Raw genomic sequence first — 17400 nt, forward strand, 5'->3', positions numbered from 1 at the left:
ATACAGAGGGACCAGTCTCCTTTATTGAAGGAGGAAATCACCATGCGTTTTGATGAAGCTTATTCTGGTAATGTATTTATCAAAAGTCACCCTAACTTTGAAGAAAGTCAGGTAGTTATATATGGCATGCCGATGGATTGGACAGTAAGCTACCGTCCAGGCTCTCGTTTTGGCCCGGCACGTATTCGTGAAGTATCTATCGGACTTGAAGAATACAGTCCATATTTAGATCGTGAGTTAGAGGAAGTCAAATACTATGATGCGGGTGACATTCCCCTTCCATTTGGCAATCCACAAAAAAGCATAGAGATGATTGAAGAGTATGTGGACGATTTGTTGGATAGTGGGAAGATTCCACTTGGTATCGGAGGAGAACACCTTGTATCCTGGCCAGTAATCAAAGCTATGTACAAAAAATATCCCGACCTAGCCATCATTCATATGGACGCACATACAGACCTTCGTGATGATTATGAAGGTGAACCGCTTTCCCATTCCACACCTATCAAGAAAGCAGCTAACCTAATTGGACCTACCAATGTCTACTCATTCGGAATTCGTTCTGGCATGAAAGAAGAATTCCAATGGGCGAAAGAAGTCGGCATGCACATTTCCAAATTCGAAGTGCTTGAGCCGCTAAAGGAAATCCTGCCAACACTAGCTGGACGTCCGGTATATGTAACAATCGACATTGATGTTCTGGATCCTGCACATGCGCCAGGAACAGGTACTGTCGATTGTGGCGGTATCACATCCCGTGAACTACTTGCCTCCATTCATGCTATCGCAGGCTCTAGTGTGAATGTAGTTGGAGCAGACCTTGTAGAAGTAGCACCAATTTATGATAATTCCGAACAAACTGCTAACACAGCAAGTAAGCTCATTCGTGAAATGATCTTAGGTTGGGTAAAATAACCCATCAAGTTGTGGTGCCCCGTTTCCTTGTTAAGGAGGCGGGGTTTTTCTTAGATCTAATGCCGATGACGCCCAAAACCTCAAAAATTAAAAAGCACACATACACAAACTTACGTCCCCTTGAATTCCTCAATCAACTTGTTTTATACTATTAAGGTTATAGAATTGTATATATGGGTTGTTTACGCAAACTTTATAAGAAACTCGTAATTATGCAATATGATAAAAATAAAGGGAAAGTTTTAGGCGAAGCCCGACTTTTCCTAGTTGATAAAAAAGGATGTGCATCCCGATGGCAGACAATCAAAAGGACATCAAAATGCCGATTAGGGTTAACTTCCAATCGGAAATCATTCATGCCAATAATGAACGGGAACAGGTTTCATTTAATACAGTAGGACAGTATTACATAAAGGGTCAATCGGAATACATCGTTTTCGCTGAAGAGCTGGAAAGACAAGAGAAGGTCCATTGCTTTTATAAAATAAACAATCAGGAAGTAAGATTGAAGCGTTCTGGGGACATCAAGATGTCGCAGTCCTTCCGGGCGGGTGAAACGACAGAAGGATCCTATCACGGTGCAGGAGCTATTTTTCAGTTTGAAACTGAAACCAATAAGGTAATTTTGATGAAGGATCCTAACAAGAATAGAGGATCCTTACAGCTTGATTATAAATTGAAGATTCAGGATGACATAACAGGTCAATACTTGATAACAATTAATTTTGAGGAGGAATAGGCAATATGAATATTGTGGAACAAGTACAAGAGCGCCTGAAAGCAGAGATTAAAGACTCTGTCATAAAAGCAGGATTAGCAACAGAGGAGCAGATTCCAGAGGTACTACTTGAGACACCTAAAGATAAAATAAATGGGGATTATTCTACCAACATGGCCATGCAGCTTGCGCGGGTTGCCAAAAAAGCGCCACGTATGATTGCCGAAGAAATTGTAAAAAACTTCGATCAATCAAAAGCATCTATCGAAAAAATCGATATTGCTGGACCTGGATTCATTAACTTTTATATGAATAACTCCTACTTAACAGAATTGATTCCTACCATCATTAAGGCTGGATCGGATTACGGTCGTTCTGATGTTGGCAAGGGAGAAACAGTTAATGTCGAGTTTGTATCCGCAAACCCTACAGGTGATCTTCATCTTGGGCATGCCCGCGGAGCTGCTGTCGGAGATTCGTTATGTAACGTACTGGATAAAGCGGGTTATGAGGTTACACGTGAATACTATATTAATGACGCTGGAAACCAAATCAACAATCTTGCGCTCTCTGTTGAAGCAAGATATTTACAAGCTCTTGGACAGGAAGTAGAAATGCCTGAAGATGGTTACCACGGTAAAGATATTATCGGAATTGGACAAGCACTTGCGGAAGAGTTTGGCGATAAGTTTGTTCATGAAACAGAAGATAATCGCCGCAGCTTCTTCCGTGAGTATGGGCTAAAATATGAAATGAAAAAGCTTCAACAGGATTTAGAGGAATTCCGGGTTCGCTTTAATGTATGGTATTCAGAAACCTCTTTATACAACAATGGAAAAATTGATGATGCGCTCGAGACCTTACGTAATCAAGGTCATATTTACGAAGAAGAGGGGGCAACCTGGTTTCGCTCCACTACCTTCGGGGATGACAAAGACCGAGTGTTAATAAAAAATGATGGCTCTTATACGTATTTAACACCGGATATTGCATATCATCAGGATAAAATTAAACGCGGTCATGATAAGCTTATTAATATTTGGGGTGCGGACCATCACGGTTATATACCACGTATGAAAGCTGCAATAGAGGCATTAGGATACGGGAAAGAGGCGCTGGAAGTTGAAATTATCCAGCTTGTACATCTTTTCCAAAACGGTGAAAAAATGAAGATGAGCAAACGTACAGGTAAAGCCGTAACGATGCGAGACTTGATGGAAGAAGTAGGACTTGATGCAGTGCGTTACTTCTTTGCAATGCGCAGCGCAGATACACATTTGGACTTTGACATGGATTTGGCCGTTTCCCAATCCAACGAAAACCCGGTATTCTATGCCCAATATGCTCACGCGCGTATTTGCAGCATGCTTCGTCAAGGGGAAGAACAAGGACTTAGCCTAGAGGGTGACTTTGCATTGGATTATATCGCTTCAGAAAAAGAAATTGACCTTCTTAAAAAACTTGGCGATTACCCATTAGCAGTAGCAGAGGCGGCACAAAAGCGGATACCTCATCGCATTACGAACTATATATTTGATTTGGCATCGGCTCTTCATAGCTTCTATAACGCAGAAAAAGTACTTGATGCTGATAACCTAGAAAAATCAAAAGCACGCCTTGGTCTCATGAAAGCAGTCCAAATTACACTTGAAGATGCGTTAAAACTTATCGGAGTATCTGCTCCTGAAAAAATGTAGTGGCATGAATCCTAGGAAGGAGAGGAGTTACCGCATTAGGTAATGATCACCTCAACAAGGAAGTGTTACGAAGATTTCACCAGTCTAAGCTCTCTACTTATTTGGAGTAGAGAGCTTTCTTTTGGCTAAAATAACAACAACTTAAGAATTACGAACAAAGGAGTTTTTTCTATGAAAGAAAGTTTATTAGCACTTGCAACAGGAATGGTCGTTGGATTCCTCTTTGCGTTATTCAGACTGCCTATACCTGCACCGCCTGTTTTTTCAGGTATCGTGGGGATTGTCGGGATTTACCTTGGGTACCGTCTTTTTATGTGGATTGCCCCAATTTTCCAATCAAGCAACTGAATCCAAATAGAGGGCTGTCCGAAAAGTATTCACTCGTTGGACAGCCCTCAAATAGTATTAGTAGTATGGAACTTACAACTCAACCATTCCACCACTCAAACGCTTTACTCCGCGTATTTTTGCGATATCTTCTACGAGCTGTAGTGCCGCTTCATCCTTGTACTTTGCCTCTACCATGAAATCCACATCCTGGCCAAGCTTCATCACTACTTTTATAAATTCCATAATAAATTGAACATCTACATAATCGGCATGGTGGCGTAATTTCTTTTCAGAAAGAGGGGAGGAGATATGAATTTTTGGTATGATGCCAATATCATTCCATGTCGCAAAAACCCTAGGGAGCAACTCCTCATAAGAAATACTACTCGGATTTGCAAATTCGTGATGATAATCAAATGCTAACGGAACACCTAACTCCTCACATAGAATCAGTGTTTCCTCTGTCGTGTATGTTTTATCGTCGTTTTCTAAGGTCATCCTCTGTTTAATGTTCTCTGGGAGCAACTTAATGTTTTCACGAAAACGCTCTATCGCTAGCTCTTTGTTCCCATATGCTCCACCAACATGGATATTGATTGTCCCTTCCTTTTCCAACCCCATAGCCTGCAGCATGTCATAATGGTAAGCCATGTCCATGACCGCATTCTCAGAGATATGCGGTTTATCACTTGTAAACAAGGTAAATTGATTCGGGTGAAAGCTTGAACGAATGCCATATCGCTTCACCAGTTGCCCGATTTCCTTGAATTCATGCTCGAACGGTTTGACAAAATCCCACTTTACCTCAGGGTGAGTGGCAAGAGGTACAATGGAAGAGGAGAACCGGAACACTTGGATACCATGAGCGATACAAAAGTAAATCGTTCGCAATGTATTTTGTAAATTTTCTTTTGTCACAGAGTGAAGCTTTTCAACCCTTTCATCCACCGACATTTGTTTGTAACGTGTATAAGTTAAAGCCCTGGCAGGAGAAGCTTCCCAAAGGCTCCATGACTGAGATACGAAACCTATCCGTATCCTCATAAAAATCCCTCCTTTACAACAACGGAGAAATTAATTTGGAAAACTGTTCCTTGCTTTTTTCAAATAAGGAACGGTTCTTAATAAATTCCAACGTCAACTTTTCTGAATGATGAATATCTTTATAAATTTCCTGAATCGTTTTTTGCACGAATTCCTTATCATATATTAAACAATTTATTTCATTGTTTAAAAACAAACTCCGCTTATCGAAGTTAGCTGTACCAATATCACAAGTATGGTCATCAATAACGATAACTTTTGCATGATAAAAACCAAGATAAAATCGATAAACCTCTGCTCCAGCTTCAATAATAGTGGAAAAGTAAGGAAACGCCGCATCCATGACGATAGGATGGTCAGCTTTTGCAGGAACAAGCACGGTGACACTCACCCCGCGCCCCAAGGCGTCTAATAGTTCAACAAGCAACAGGTCGCTAGGAATAAAATAAGGGGTACAAATAATGATGGAATGCTCCGCTCTCTTTATGAGGTTTAAAAAAATCTCGCTAAGCTGTGTACCATTTGTAGGTACTAGCTGATGTGTGTGAGGTCCTTTTTCAGATACCGGGTAATAATCTTTACCCCAATCGAGAGAAGAAAAATCACCTGCTAACTCCCAATTTTGTAGGAATTGGGTCTGAAGATCTTGAACCCCTTCTCCAATAAGCTGTAAATGGTAATCCCTCCATACACCAAATTTCGGATCCTGCCCTAAATATTCTTTTCCAATATTAAATCCGCCCACATACCCAATACTTCCATCTATCACAGTAATCTTGCGATGATTCCGTTGATTAATGCTGAAAAAAAAGAATGGAAAAGCAGGCTTATGATAAAATTCGACCTGAACGCGGTGCTTTTTTAATTCTTTTATGGTCCTTTTTTTAATCCCGAAAGAGCCCATAAAATCAAGGAGAAGGCGGACCTCTACTCCTTGTTCCGCTTTTTCCTTGAGAATGTTAAAGAACTCCTGGCTGGCATGGTCTTCCTTTACCAAGTAAAAAAGGGAATGGATATGGTGTTTTGCCTGACGCATATCGTTATACAGGTCTTTGAACAACAAATTCCCATCTGCATAGAGATTTATTTCCCCTTGCCTTTTTGGGAAGCTCAATGTCCTTGTTTCCTTGATATGCTTCATGCGACCGAAATATAGATCTAATCCTAACCAAATAAAAATAAGCACTATTACAAGGATTGTGTATAATACAACGTTCATTCCATTCCCTCCTAATATAAGTGCCTATAGCTTTTACGAAAATAAGCCATCTTATCCTGTTAAGAGATTGATTGGAAGCAAACGATAGTGACCATTGAACAATGTCTAGCTTGAAGTTATAAGCGGAGTCTTCTGCTCGGAATCAACAACTAGAAAAACCAAAAAATATTTTAGGAAATCTGTTGACTGAATGCTCATTCAGTAATAAGATAAGGGTAAATTACCAAAGTTCTGAAAATTATATTCTTTCCAAACATTAAGGCGTTTTCTGCTGAGAAAATTGACAGGAAAAGGGATATGACATGAGGGGAGTGGAGAGATGTGAGTAACGGTTTGCTAATTGCAAATTGGATTTTGACGATAATTGTAACCGCTTACGCAATTTCGTTATTTTTTTATTTAATCAGAACGAGAATTCAATATATCAAGCTTGGGAAAAAAATTGAATTCGATAACAAAGTAAAAGAACGACTAAATAAAGTGTGGGTTAATGTATTTGGGCAAAAAAAGCTCCTAAAAGATAAAAAAAGTGGGATCATCCACGTTATGTTCTTTTATGGCTTTATTATGGTGCAGTTAGGTGCGATTGATCTCATTATTAAAGGTCTAGTTCCTGATGGCCGTTTGCCTCTTGGCCCACTGTATCCAGCCTTTACTTTCTTTCAAGAACTAGTGACTCTAATGATATTAGTAGCGGTTGTCTGGGCTTTCCATCGCCGCTATGTAGAAAAGCTTGTTCGTCTGAAAAGGGGCTTTAAGTCGGGATTAGTGCTTCTTTTTATCGGAGGATTAATGCTTTCTGTCCTATTTTCTAACGGAATGGGGATTATCTGGCATGATCATGGATTAACCTGGAGTGAACCAGTTGCGTCCGTATTTGCCTTGATGTTTAGCTGGATTAATGAAACGGCTGCCATTGCCTTATTTTATATTGGTTGGTGGATACACTTATTGCTCCTGCTTACATTCCTGGTATATGTTCCGCAATCTAAGCATGCGCACTTAATTGCAGGACCTGTGAACGTATTTTTCCACCGTACAACGAACAATGGAAAGCTTGAAAAAATCGATTTTGAAGACGAAACACAAGAAACCTTTGGTGTTGGAAAAGTGGAGGATTTCACTCAGTACCAATTGATAGATATGTACGCATGTGTGGAATGCGGACGCTGTACAAATATGTGTCCGGCAACAGGTACAGGAAAAATGCTCTCACCTATGGATTTGATAATCAAAATTCGTGATCATCTAACAGACAAAGGGGCTGCCATTACTTCGAAATCTCCTTGGGTACCAACCTATGCCTTTAAACACACCAATGGAAACCAGCTGGCAATGGCATCTGCTGGCCAAGGGGTAAAGGAAAGTGCGGCAGCCGTCGAATACAGCCCGAGCCTGATTGGTGATGTTATCACTGAAGAAGAAATCTGGGCCTGTACAACCTGTCGTAACTGTGAAGATCAATGCCCAGTTATGAATGAGCACGTAGATAAAATAATAGATCTTCGCCGTTACCTTGTTCTAACAGAAGGGAAGATGGACGCTGATGCTCAACGTGCGATGACAAACATCGAGCGTCAAGGTAACCCGTGGGGGCTAAACCGTAAAGAACGTGAAAACTGGCGTGAAGCAGCACCGGAAGTAACCATTCCTACTGTAAAAGAAATGAAAAAAGCTGGTGAGGAATTCGAATACCTCTTCTGGGTTGGCTCTATGGGATCGTTCGACAACCGTTCTCAGAAAATCGCCATTTCTTTTGCGAAATTATTAAATGAAGCTGGCGTGAAATTCGCAATTCTTGGCAACAAAGAGAAAAACTCTGGAGATACACCACGTCGTCTAGGTAACGAATTTCTTTTCCAAGAGCTAGCTACAAGCAACATTTCCGAATTTGAGAAAAACGAAATCAAGAAAATCGTTACCATTGACCCGCATGCCTATAATATTTTCAAAAATGAGTATCCAGATTTCGGTTTGGAAGCAGAGGTCTATCACCACACAGAAGTGTTGGCAGAGCTTGTAAAAGAAGGCAGGTTGAAACCGATTCATGAGGTAAAAGAAACCATTACGTATCATGACTCGTGTTATTTAGGAAGATACAACGAAGTGTATGAGCCACCTCGAGACATTTTAAAAGCCATCCCGGGCGTGACAGTAGTGGAGATGCACCGAAGCCGCGATACCGGAATGTGCTGTGGAGCTGGTGGAGGACTCATGTGGATGGAAGAGGACTCTGGTACACGAGTTAATGTGGCCCGTACCGAACAGGCTCTTGAGGTCGCACCAAGTGTCATCAGCTCTGGTTGTCCATATTGCTTAACGATGCTTTCAGATGGAACGAAAGCAAAAGAAGTCGAAGAAGAAGTTGGAACGTATGATGTGGCGGAATTGCTCGAACGCTCCTGTATTGGCGAAAAGCAGGAACTAGTTTCATAAAAAATATAGCTAGTCACGGTGTACGTAGAACTCTGCGTGCACCCAATGCTTTTCCATTGTATTGAGCGAGCGTTCAGTCAAAAATTTGAAAGCGTTTACCTTTTTAAAGAATAAAGGAGGAATTCAACCATGGGAAAAACCGTAATTGTTAGTGGAGTTCGTACCCCAATTGGCCGTTTTGCAGGAGGACTAAGCACACTCACAGCTTCTGACTTAGGAGCAGTTGCGATAAAAGAGGCTTTGGAAAGGGCGAATGTTGCTGGGGACCAAGTCGGAGAAGTTCTGATGGGGACGGTTTTGCAAGGAGGGCAAGGTCAGCTTCCTTCACGTCAAGCGGCACAAAAAGCCGGTTTACCTTGGGAAGTTCGTACTGAAACCATAAATAAAGTGTGTGCATCTGGTATGCGATCTGTAACACTTGGAGACATTTTGATTCGCTCTGGGGAAGAAGAAGTGATCGTTGCAGGCGGAATGGAATCCATGAGTAATGCGCCTTATATGATGCAAAAAGCGAGATGGGGACTTCGCATGGGGGATAGCAGCATTCAGGACTTGATGGTACACGATGGACTAACATGCACATTTACAGGGGTCCACATGGGGACATACGGAAATGGCGTGGCAAAAGAAATGGCTATCAGTCGAGAAGACCAGGATGCGTGGGCATACAGAAGTCATCAACGAGCTATTGAGGCCGCGGAAAATGGTTATTTTGATGAAGAAATTGTGCCAGTATCTGTTCCTCAGCGCAAAGGGGACCCAATTGTCGTTCAGAAAGATGAATCTCCGCGCAAGGATACATCTTTAGAGAAACTTTCCACACTTAGACCAGCTTTTGACCATGATGGCACGATTACAGCAGGAAATGCTCCTGGAGTAAATGATGGAGCAAGCGCACTCGTGTTAATGAGTGAAGAGCGTGCCGCCAAAGAAGGTAAACAAGTACTTGCCACTATATTAGGTCATGCATCGATTGCAGTCGAAGCAAAGGACTTTCCAAAAACACCTGGACTAGTTATTACAGAACTTTTGAAAAAGACAGGGAAATCATTAGAAGATATAGATTTGTTTGAAATAAATGAAGCATTTGCTGCAGTCGCACTGGCATCTGCAAACTTGGCAGATCTAGACTTGGAAAAAATTAATGTGAACGGCGGAGCAGTAGCACTCGGACATCCAATAGGAGCTAGTGGAGCCCGTATTATTGTTTCCTTAATTCATGAGTTAAAGCGACGTGGCGGAGGACTTGGCATAGCTTCTATTTGCTCAGGCGGCGGTCAAGGCGACGCAATATTAATCCAGGTTTAAAATTGGGGAGGTAAGAACATGACAATTCAAAAAGTAATGGTAATTGGGGCAGGGCAAATGGGATCCGGAATCGCACAGGTTTGTGCAATGGCCGGTTACGATGTATACATCAATGACTTGAAAGAGGCATTTCTAGAACGAGGACTAAGTGGTATCACCAAAAACTTAATGCGATCTGTCGAAAAAGGCCGGATGACAGAAGAGGAAAAAGCTGGCGTGCTAGCAAGAATACAAACAACGACTTTGCTAGAAGACGCAAAGAATGTGGATCTTGTCATTGAAGCAGCAGTCGAAAACATGGAAATTAAAACGAAAATTTTTGCGGAAGTGGACCGTCATGCACCGGCTCACGCTATTTTAGCAACGAATACTTCCTCTCTTCCAATAACAGAAATTGCTGCAGCAACGAACAGACCAGAAAAAGTGATCGGCATGCATTTCATGAATCCGGTCCCCGTTATGAAACTGGTAGAAATCATCCGTGGGCTACAAACAGCTGACGAAGTTTACAGCGCAATTGAAGATATGACCAAAAAATTAACCAAAGTGCCCGTTGAAGTAAATGATTTTCCTGGATTCGTCGCGAACCGTGTTTTGATGCCGATGATCAATGAAGCTATCTATACCGTCTATGAGGGAGTAGCTACCCCAGAAGCAGTAGATGAAGTCATGAAGCTCGGAATGAATCACCCAATGGGACCACTCACTCTCGCCGACTTCATCGGACTAGACACCTGCCTTTATATCATGGAAACACTGCACGAAGGATTTGGTGATGATAAATACCGTCCTTGTCCACTACTTAGAAAATATGTAAAAGCCGGCTGGTTAGGCCGCAAAACAGGCCGCGGATTCTATCGTTACGACGGGTGATACGTTTTTTAGATTTGAGGGAGTAGGTTTTTTGTTGTAGCGGTTATTATGTTTTTTTTTAATTCGATGAATGCCCGAAAATCCGAAAACCTAAAAATAGGGGCACATAAAAGCTAGTTGAATGCCCGAAAATCCGAAAACCTGATAATTGGGGCACATAAAAGCAGGTTGAATGCCCGAAAATCCAAAAACCCGAAAATTGGGGCACATAAAAGCTGGTTGAATGCCCGAAAATCCGAAAACCTGAGAATTGGGGCACATAAAAGCTAGTTGAATGCCCGAAAATCCAAAAACCTGAAAATTGGGGCACATAAAAGCTCAGTTGAATGCCCGAAAATCCAAAAACTCGAAAAAACGGCCTTCATAAACCAGATGAAGAACAAAAAATCAAAAAAGCCAATAAAAAGATCTTCATTTTAGACACTAGCTTCAAAATTTTCATCTACTCAAAAGCTGAAATTAACATAAAAAATCATAGTACTTTCATTGTCATCAGGAGAGGGGTCACTAGCATGGATATACGATTTACGGAAGAACAGGAAATGGTCCGTAAAATGGTGCGGGATTTTGCAGAGACAGAGATAGCACCGTTTGTGGAGGAAATGGAGGAGGGTGAGTTTCCTCATGAGATCTTGCAAAAAATGGCGGATCTTGGACTTATGGGAATGACCATACCGGAGGAATACGGTGGAGCAGGGATGGATTTTATCTCTTATATTATTGCGATTAACGAATTGTCACGAGTAAGTGCAACAATTGGAGTGATTTTATCTGTTCATACATCAGTGGGCACAAACCCGATTCTTTACTTTGGAACAGAAGAACAGAAACAAAAGTATGTAACAAAGCTAGCGTCCGGAGAGTATCTTGGGGCTTTCTGTCTGACAGAGCCAAGTGCGGGGTCTGACGCAGGAAGTATGAAAACCCGTGCGGTAAAGCAGGGAGATCACTATGTGGTCAACGGTTCGAAGGTCTTTATCACAAACGGTGGGGTAGCAGACACGTATATTGTATTCGCCTCTACTAATCCGGAATTGGGATCCAAAGGGGTCTCGGCATTTATCGTAGAAAAAGATACCCCTGGATTTATCATCGGGAAAGATGAACACAAAATGGGATTGCATGGTTCTAAAACGTTGCAGCTTACCTTTGAAGACATGAAGGTACCTGCGGAAAACTTGCTAGGTCAAGAAGGGGAAGGATTTAAAATTGCTATGGCTAACCTTGATGTTGGTCGTATCGGGATTGCTGCGCAGTCACTTGGTATTGCCCAAGCAGCTTTAGAAGCTTCCACGGATTATGCAAAAGAACGGGTCCAGTTTGGAAAGCCAATTGCCGCTCAGCAGGGAGTTTCATTCAAGCTAGCAGATATGGCGACAGCAGTGGAAGGATCTAGATTACTAACTTATCGAGCCGCGAACTTACGTGCTCTAGGTAAGCCTTGTGGAAAAGAGGCGTCCATGGCAAAACTCTTTGCCTCTCAAACTGCGATGAATGTGGCAATTGAAGCAGTTCAGGTGTTTGGTGGTTACGGTTACACGAAGGATTATCCTGTAGAGCGCTTCTTCCGTGATGCGAAAGTATGTGAAATATATGAGGGTACTAGTGAAATTCAGCGGATTGTCATTGGAAAGCATTTAATGAATTAGGGTTTCATAAGTAGTTTGCTAGTCTCTGACTTGAAAACTACCCGCAGAATTATTTCGGACAATACTTACAATTTATCGGACATATGGTGGAAAAAAAGAAAGGGAGGACCACCACCTCCCGACATAAAGGAGAGGAACCTAATGAATTTTCTACTTTCAGAGGAGCATGAAATGATTCGTAAAATGGTACGTGATTTTGCAAAAAACGAAGTGGAACCAACAGCAGCAGAGCGTGATGAAGAAGAGCGCTTTGATATGGAGATTTTCAAAAAAATGGCGGATCTTGGGCTAACGGGAATTCCGTTTCCAGAAGAGTACGGTGGAATCGGAAGTGATTATTTAGCATACTGTATCGCTGTAGAAGAGCTATCCAGAGTGTGTGCCTCTACCGGGGTAACCTTATCAGCTCACACCTCACTTGCTAGCTGGCCGATTTATAAATATGGTACAGAAGAGCAGAAGCAAAAATATTTAGTTCCGCTTGCACAAGGAACGAGCATTGGCGGCTACGGGTTAACAGAGCCAGGTTCAGGCTCAGATGCGGGTGGCATGCGAACAACTGCTAAGCTTGATGGAGACCATTACATCTTGAACGGATCTAAAATTTTCATCACAAACGGTGGGATTGCAGATATCTATGTGGTATTCGCGGTAACCGACCCAACAAGTAAGCATAAAGGTACGAGTGCATTTATCATTGAAGCTGATTTTCCAGGCTTTAGCGTTGGGAAAAAGGAACAAAAGCTAGGAATTCGCTCTTCGCCAACAACAGAAATTATGTTTGAGGACTGCCGAGTGCCGAAAGAGAACATGCTTGGCAATGAAGGAGAAGGCTTTAAAGTGGCGATGACGACATTAGATGGGGGCCGTAACGGAATTGCTGCACAGGCGGTAGGGATTGCCCAAGGTGCGTTGGATGCAGCTACGGCTTATGCGAAAGAGCGAGTTCAGTTTGGAAAGCCAATTGCTGCACAACAGGGTGTTTCTTTTAAACTAGCAGATATGGCAACTACGATAGAGGCTTCCAGATTATTAACGTATCAGGCAGCATGGAGAGAGTCTGAAGGGTTGAGCTACGGCTTAGAGTCAGCGATGTCGAAGTTATTTGCAGGGGATACAGCGATGAAGGTGACAACAGAGGCTGTCCAGGTTTTCGGTGGTTACGGTTACACGAAGGATTATCCGGTTGAGCGTTATATGAGGGATGCGAAAATTACGCAAATTTATGAAGGAACACAGGAAATTCAACGTCTCGTTATCTCTAGAATGCTTACAAAGTAAGTGAGGTGACTGACAGGATGAAAAAACGTCAAGTACATGCATCCGTTAAAGACGAGCGGCTCATTGAAAAACGTCGCGACCAAATGATTAAAGGCGCGGTAAGTCTTTTTAAAGAAAAAGGCTTCCACCGTACTACGACAAGGGAAATAGCAAAAGAAGCAGGGTTTAGCATCGGGACCCTTTATGAATATATTCGGACTAAAGAAGATGTTCTCTATCTAGTATGTGATCGTATCTACGACCAGGTAGGAGAGCGACTTCAACAAGAAATGGATATGAAAAGAGGAAATCTTGATAGTTTAAAATCAGCCATCCGCTATTACTTTAGGGTAATGGATGAGATGCAGGATGAAGTATTGGTCATGTATCAAGAGGCAAAGTCCTTATCGAAGGATGCCCTGCCGTACGTATTAAATAAAGAACTTGCGATGGTAGCCATGTTTGAGCAAGTCATCCGCAATTGTATGATTGCTGAAGGAATGGCGTTGAAGGAACAGGAAATTCAACTTGTCGCGCATAATATTTTTGTTCAAGGCCAAATGTGGGGATTCCGGCGTTGGGTGCTACACAAGCAATTCGACTTGGAATCCTACATGGAAGGTCAAATCGAATTATTATTGCACGGACTAACAAAAGGGGAGAGTGTGAATAATGGAAGTTTATCGTCCAACTAATCATATTCGTTTTGTGACAGCTTCAAGTCTTTTTGACGGACATGATGCCTCCATCAATATCATGCGTCGAATTATTCAGGCTAGTGGAGCGGAGGTTATACACCTTGGTCACAACCGTTCCGTTGAGGAAATTGTGAATGCAGCCATTCAAGAAGATGTACAGGGAATAGCGATTTCCTCCTATCAGGGAGGACATGTCGAATATTTTAAATATATGTATGATTTGTTAAAAGAAAAAAATGCTTCTCACATCCGTATTTATGGTGGCGGTGGGGGCGTTATTATTCCAAGTGAAATTAAAGAACTACATGCATATGGAATCGCCCGTATTTTCTCACCAGAAGACGGAAGAGAGCAAGGCCTTCAAGGTATGATTAACTCCATGCTGAAGGAATGTGATTTTATTACGGTGAAATCACTTGATGGGGAAGTGGATCGCTTAAAGGCAGATGACCATCAAGCAATTGCGAAACTGATTTCTTTAGCTGAGTTACAGGTTACCACTAATGAAGAGGTTGCAGCTGCTGCCCAGGCAACCCTCGCTAAAGTGAAGGAAAAGCAACAAACGGTCCCTGTTTTAGGTATTACCGGAACTGGAGGAGCTGGAAAAAGCTCACTAACAGACGAACTGATCCGCCGCTTCTTGAATGAAGTGCCTGATAAGAAAGTTGCCATTTTATCTATTGATCCAACGAAACAAAAAACAGGTGGGGCACTCCTCGGAGACCGAATTCGCATGAACGCCATTTTCAATTCTCGGGTTTACATGCGTTCTTTAGCAACGCGTGGTTCTCGTTCAGAGCTTTCCCTTGCTATTACGGATGCCATTGCAGTAACAAAAGCAGCTGGCTTTGACTTGATCATTGTCGAGACGTCAGGAATTGGGCAAGGTGACGCAGGTATTACAGAAATTTGTGACCTTTCCATGTATGTCATGACAAGCGAATTTGGTGCACCTTCTCAACTTGAAAAAATAGATATGATTGACTACGCGGATTTGATTGTTATTAATAAGTTTGAACGTAAGGGCTCTGAGGATGCAAAGCGACAGGTTCAAAAGCAATATCAACGCAGCCGCCTTCTTTGGGATAAAGAGCTTGACGATATGCCGGTATATGGCACGATTGCCAGTCAATTTAACGACCTTGGAACAAATACCCTTTTTGCAGCATTGATAGAATTGATTAATGAAAAAACAGGGTCTAGCTACAGCTCCAGTCTGCCGGTTTCGAAGGATGTTGAAAAACAGAATGTCATTATTCCGAATGACCGCCGTTATTATTTACGGGAAATTAGTGAGACAGTTCGAAACTATCATCGGACTGCAGGGGAGCAGGTGGAACTTGCTCGCAAGTTGTTCCAGTTGGATGGTGCGATGGAAGCAGCAAGTAATGTGGAAAACGAAGAGCTTGTTGCCGCTTTGGCTGAGCTTCGACAAGGATATGAAGAAAAGTTAACGAGTGAATCTAGAAAAATTTTAGCTGGCTGGGAAGAGAAAAAGGAAAAGTATTCAGGTGATCAATTTGTCACTAAAATCCGCGACAAAGAAATCATCACGAAGCTTACGACAAAGAGCTTATCTGGGCTATCCATTCCAAAAGTAGTACTGCCGAAATACGTTGACTATGGAGAAATTCTTAAGTGGGTATATCGAGAAAATGTACCAGGTGAATTTCCTTATACAGCAGGGGTGTTTCCATTCAAGCGAGAAGGAGAAGACCCTAAGCGTCAGTTTGCGGGAGAAGGAACTCCAGAGAGAACAAATCGTCGTTTCCACTACTTAAGTAAAGATGATGATGCAAAGCGATTAAGTACAGCATTTGACTCGGTTACCTTATACGGGGAAGACCCAGCTGAAAGACCAGACATTTACGGAAAAGTAGGAAACAGTGGTGTGAGCATCTGTACGCTCGATGATATGAAAAAGCTTTATGCAGGCTTTGATCTTTGTGCACCTAGTACGTCTGTATCCATGACCATCAATGGACCGGCACCAGTAATCCTCGCCATGTTCATGAACACAGCGATTGACCAGCAGGTGCAAAAGAGGGAAGAAGAGCTCGGTCGCATCCTGACAGTAGAAGAGTATGCAGAGGTTCGCGCAGTGACGTTGCAAACCGTTCGTGGTACAGTGCAAGCAGATATTTTAAAAGAGGATCAAGGTCAAAACACTTGTATTTTCTCGACAGAATTTGCCCTTCGCGTAATGGGGGATATCCAGCAATATTTTATTGATAAAAAAGTGCGTAACTATTACTCCGTTTCCATTTCGGGGTATCATATTGCGGAAGCAGGAGCCAACCCAATCACCCAATTGGCATTCACCCTGGCAAACGGCTTCACTTATGTGGAATACTATTTAAGTCGTGGAATGAATATTGATGATTTTGCGCCGAACTTGTCCTTCTTCTTCAGTAACGGACTTGATCCGGAGTATACCGTCATTGGCCGTGTGGCTCGTCGAATCTGGTCTACGGTGATGAAAAATAAATACGCTGCAAATGAACGCAGCCAAAAGCTTAAGTACCATATTCAAACATCAGGTCGTTCACTGCATGCTCAGGAAATCGACTTTAACGATATCCGTACTACCCTCCAGGCGCTGATGGCTTTGCAGGATAACTGTAATTCGCTTCATACTAATGCATATGACGAGGCAATTACAACACCAACAGAAGAGTCGGTTCGCCGTGCGATGGCAATTCAAATGATTATCACAAAAGAGCATGGACTCGCTAAAAATGAAAACCCGTTGCAAGGTTCGTTTGTTGTGGAAGAGCTGACAGACCTTGTGGAGGAAATGGTTCTACAGGAGTTTGAGCGACTGAACGACAGAGGTGGTGTTCTCGGTGCCATGGAGACACAATACCAGCGCGGAAAGATTCAAGACGAATCAATGTACTATGAAATGAAAAAGCATACAGGGGAACTGCCGATTATCGGTGTGAATACCTATCAAAATCCTAATCCTCCATCAGAGGATGAATTGAATGATATTGAGCTTGCTCGTTCTACCGAAGAAGAAAAACAAACTCAAATTCACAACTTGGCTGTTTTCTGTGAACGAAACGAAGATAAAGTGGAAAAAGCATTGGCGAATTTAAAGCAAACTGCCATAAGCGGTGGAAATATATTTGAAGAACTCATGGAAACAGTAAAGGTAGCAAGCCTTGGACAAATTACGACTGCCCTTTACGAAGTTGGTGGACAATTTAGAAGGAATATGTAAATGCTTTTAGCGGTTGTCCGAAAAGTA

The 17400-nt window shown here is 42.2% G+C and carries 13 protein-coding genes; 11 read left to right on the forward strand and 2 right to left on the reverse strand.

Annotated elements, in window-relative coordinates; genetic code table 11:
- Positions 1-42: 42 nt before the first annotated feature.
- The 4 genes from speB (at position 43) to LRP81_RS04330 (ending at position 3678) form a co-directional block, all read left to right on the forward strand.
- On the forward strand, positions 43-915 hold the full coding sequence (speB, locus tag LRP81_RS04315) for an agmatinase (protein WP_230500024.1): 873 nt from the start codon (positions 43-45) through the stop codon (positions 913-915).
- A gap of 292 nt (positions 916-1207) precedes the next feature.
- The gene (locus LRP81_RS04320) at positions 1208-1654 is read left to right on the forward strand and encodes a DUF1934 domain-containing protein (RefSeq protein WP_230500025.1); all 447 of its coding nucleotides are present in this window, start codon (positions 1208-1210) and stop codon (positions 1652-1654) included.
- 5 nt (positions 1655-1659) lie between these two features.
- Positions 1660-3330, forward strand: a complete 1671-nt coding sequence (gene argS / locus LRP81_RS04325) for an arginine--tRNA ligase (RefSeq protein WP_230500026.1) — start codon at positions 1660-1662, stop codon at positions 3328-3330.
- A gap of 171 nt (positions 3331-3501) precedes the next feature.
- Entirely contained in the window at positions 3502-3678 is a 177-nt protein-coding gene (locus LRP81_RS04330; RefSeq protein WP_230500027.1) for a XapX domain-containing protein, read from the forward strand.
- Positions 3679-3750: 72 nt separating this feature from the next.
- On the opposite strand, the gene uvsE is transcribed toward LRP81_RS04330, so the two are convergent.
- Both uvsE and cls read right to left on the reverse strand, forming a co-directional pair.
- Positions 3751-4704, reverse strand: a complete 954-nt coding sequence (gene uvsE / locus LRP81_RS04335) for a UV DNA damage repair endonuclease UvsE (RefSeq protein ID WP_230500028.1) — start codon at positions 4702-4704, stop codon at positions 3751-3753.
- A gap of 13 nt (positions 4705-4717) precedes the next feature.
- A complete protein-coding gene (cls, locus tag LRP81_RS04340) occupies positions 4718-5923 on the reverse strand; it encodes a cardiolipin synthase (protein ID WP_230500029.1) in 1206 nt (401 codons plus the stop codon).
- A 321-nt stretch (positions 5924-6244) separates the two neighbouring features.
- Between cls and LRP81_RS04345 the strand changes: the two genes are divergently transcribed.
- The 7 genes from LRP81_RS04345 to icmF all read left to right on the forward strand — a co-directional run bounded on the left by LRP81_RS04345 (position 6245) and on the right by icmF (position 17373).
- On the forward strand, positions 6245-8359 hold the full coding sequence (locus tag LRP81_RS04345) for a heterodisulfide reductase-related iron-sulfur binding cluster (RefSeq protein ID WP_230500030.1): 2115 nt from the start codon (positions 6245-6247) through the stop codon (positions 8357-8359).
- Positions 8360-8488: 129 nt separating this feature from the next.
- Positions 8489-9667, forward strand: a complete 1179-nt coding sequence (locus tag LRP81_RS04350; RefSeq protein ID WP_230500031.1) for an acetyl-CoA C-acetyltransferase — start codon at positions 8489-8491, stop codon at positions 9665-9667.
- An 18-nt stretch (positions 9668-9685) separates the two neighbouring features.
- On the forward strand, positions 9686-10540 hold the full coding sequence (locus tag LRP81_RS04355; protein ID WP_230500032.1) for a 3-hydroxybutyryl-CoA dehydrogenase: 855 nt from the start codon (positions 9686-9688) through the stop codon (positions 10538-10540).
- Between the two features lie 512 nt (positions 10541-11052).
- On the forward strand, positions 11053-12189 hold the full coding sequence (locus tag LRP81_RS04360) for an acyl-CoA dehydrogenase (RefSeq protein ID WP_230500033.1): 1137 nt from the start codon (positions 11053-11055) through the stop codon (positions 12187-12189).
- Positions 12190-12330: 141 nt separating this feature from the next.
- Entirely contained in the window at positions 12331-13470 is a 1140-nt protein-coding gene (locus LRP81_RS04365; RefSeq protein WP_230500034.1) for an acyl-CoA dehydrogenase, read from the forward strand.
- Positions 13471-13487: 17 nt separating this feature from the next.
- A complete protein-coding gene (locus tag LRP81_RS04370; RefSeq protein ID WP_230500035.1) occupies positions 13488-14144 on the forward strand; it encodes a TetR/AcrR family transcriptional regulator in 657 nt (218 codons plus the stop codon).
- A complete protein-coding gene (gene icmF, locus LRP81_RS04375) occupies positions 14122-17373 on the forward strand; it encodes a fused isobutyryl-CoA mutase/GTPase IcmF (protein ID WP_399207033.1) in 3252 nt (1083 codons plus the stop codon). The genes LRP81_RS04370 and icmF overlap by 23 nt, the downstream gene beginning before the upstream one ends.
- Positions 17374-17400 lie beyond the last annotated feature (27 nt).

Origin of the sequence: Sutcliffiella rhizosphaerae (assembly GCF_917563925.1) — a bacterium.
GTDB classification, from domain to species: Bacteria; Bacillota; Bacilli; order Bacillales; family Bacillaceae_I; genus Sutcliffiella_A; species Sutcliffiella_A rhizosphaerae.

Excerpts from the sequence above, each read along its gene's own strand:
- cls (WP_230500029.1), bottom strand. The coding sequence starts at position 5,923 with ATGAACGTTGTATTATACACAATCCTTGTAATAGTGCTTATTTTTATT.
- LRP81_RS04330 (WP_230500027.1), top strand. The coding sequence starts at position 3,502 with ATGAAAGAAAGTTTATTAGCACTTGCAACAGGAATGGTCGTTGGATTC.
- uvsE (WP_230500028.1), bottom strand. The coding sequence starts at position 4,704 with ATGAGGATACGGATAGGTTTCGTATCTCAGTCATGGAGCCTTTGGGAA.
- speB (WP_230500024.1), top strand. The coding sequence starts at position 43 with ATGCGTTTTGATGAAGCTTATTCTGGTAATGTATTTATCAAAAGTCAC.
- LRP81_RS04370 (WP_230500035.1), top strand. The coding sequence starts at position 13,488 with ATGAAAAAACGTCAAGTACATGCATCCGTTAAAGACGAGCGGCTCATT.
- argS (WP_230500026.1), top strand. The coding sequence starts at position 1,660 with ATGAATATTGTGGAACAAGTACAAGAGCGCCTGAAAGCAGAGATTAAA.
- LRP81_RS04365 (WP_230500034.1), top strand. The coding sequence starts at position 12,331 with ATGAATTTTCTACTTTCAGAGGAGCATGAAATGATTCGTAAAATGGTA.
- LRP81_RS04350 (WP_230500031.1), top strand. The coding sequence starts at position 8,489 with ATGGGAAAAACCGTAATTGTTAGTGGAGTTCGTACCCCAATTGGCCGT.
- icmF (WP_399207033.1), top strand. The coding sequence starts at position 14,122 with ATGGAAGTTTATCGTCCAACTAATCATATTCGTTTTGTGACAGCTTCA.
- LRP81_RS04355 (WP_230500032.1), top strand. The coding sequence starts at position 9,686 with ATGACAATTCAAAAAGTAATGGTAATTGGGGCAGGGCAAATGGGATCC.
- LRP81_RS04360 (WP_230500033.1), top strand. The coding sequence starts at position 11,053 with ATGGATATACGATTTACGGAAGAACAGGAAATGGTCCGTAAAATGGTG.
- LRP81_RS04320 (WP_230500025.1), top strand. The coding sequence starts at position 1,208 with ATGGCAGACAATCAAAAGGACATCAAAATGCCGATTAGGGTTAACTTC.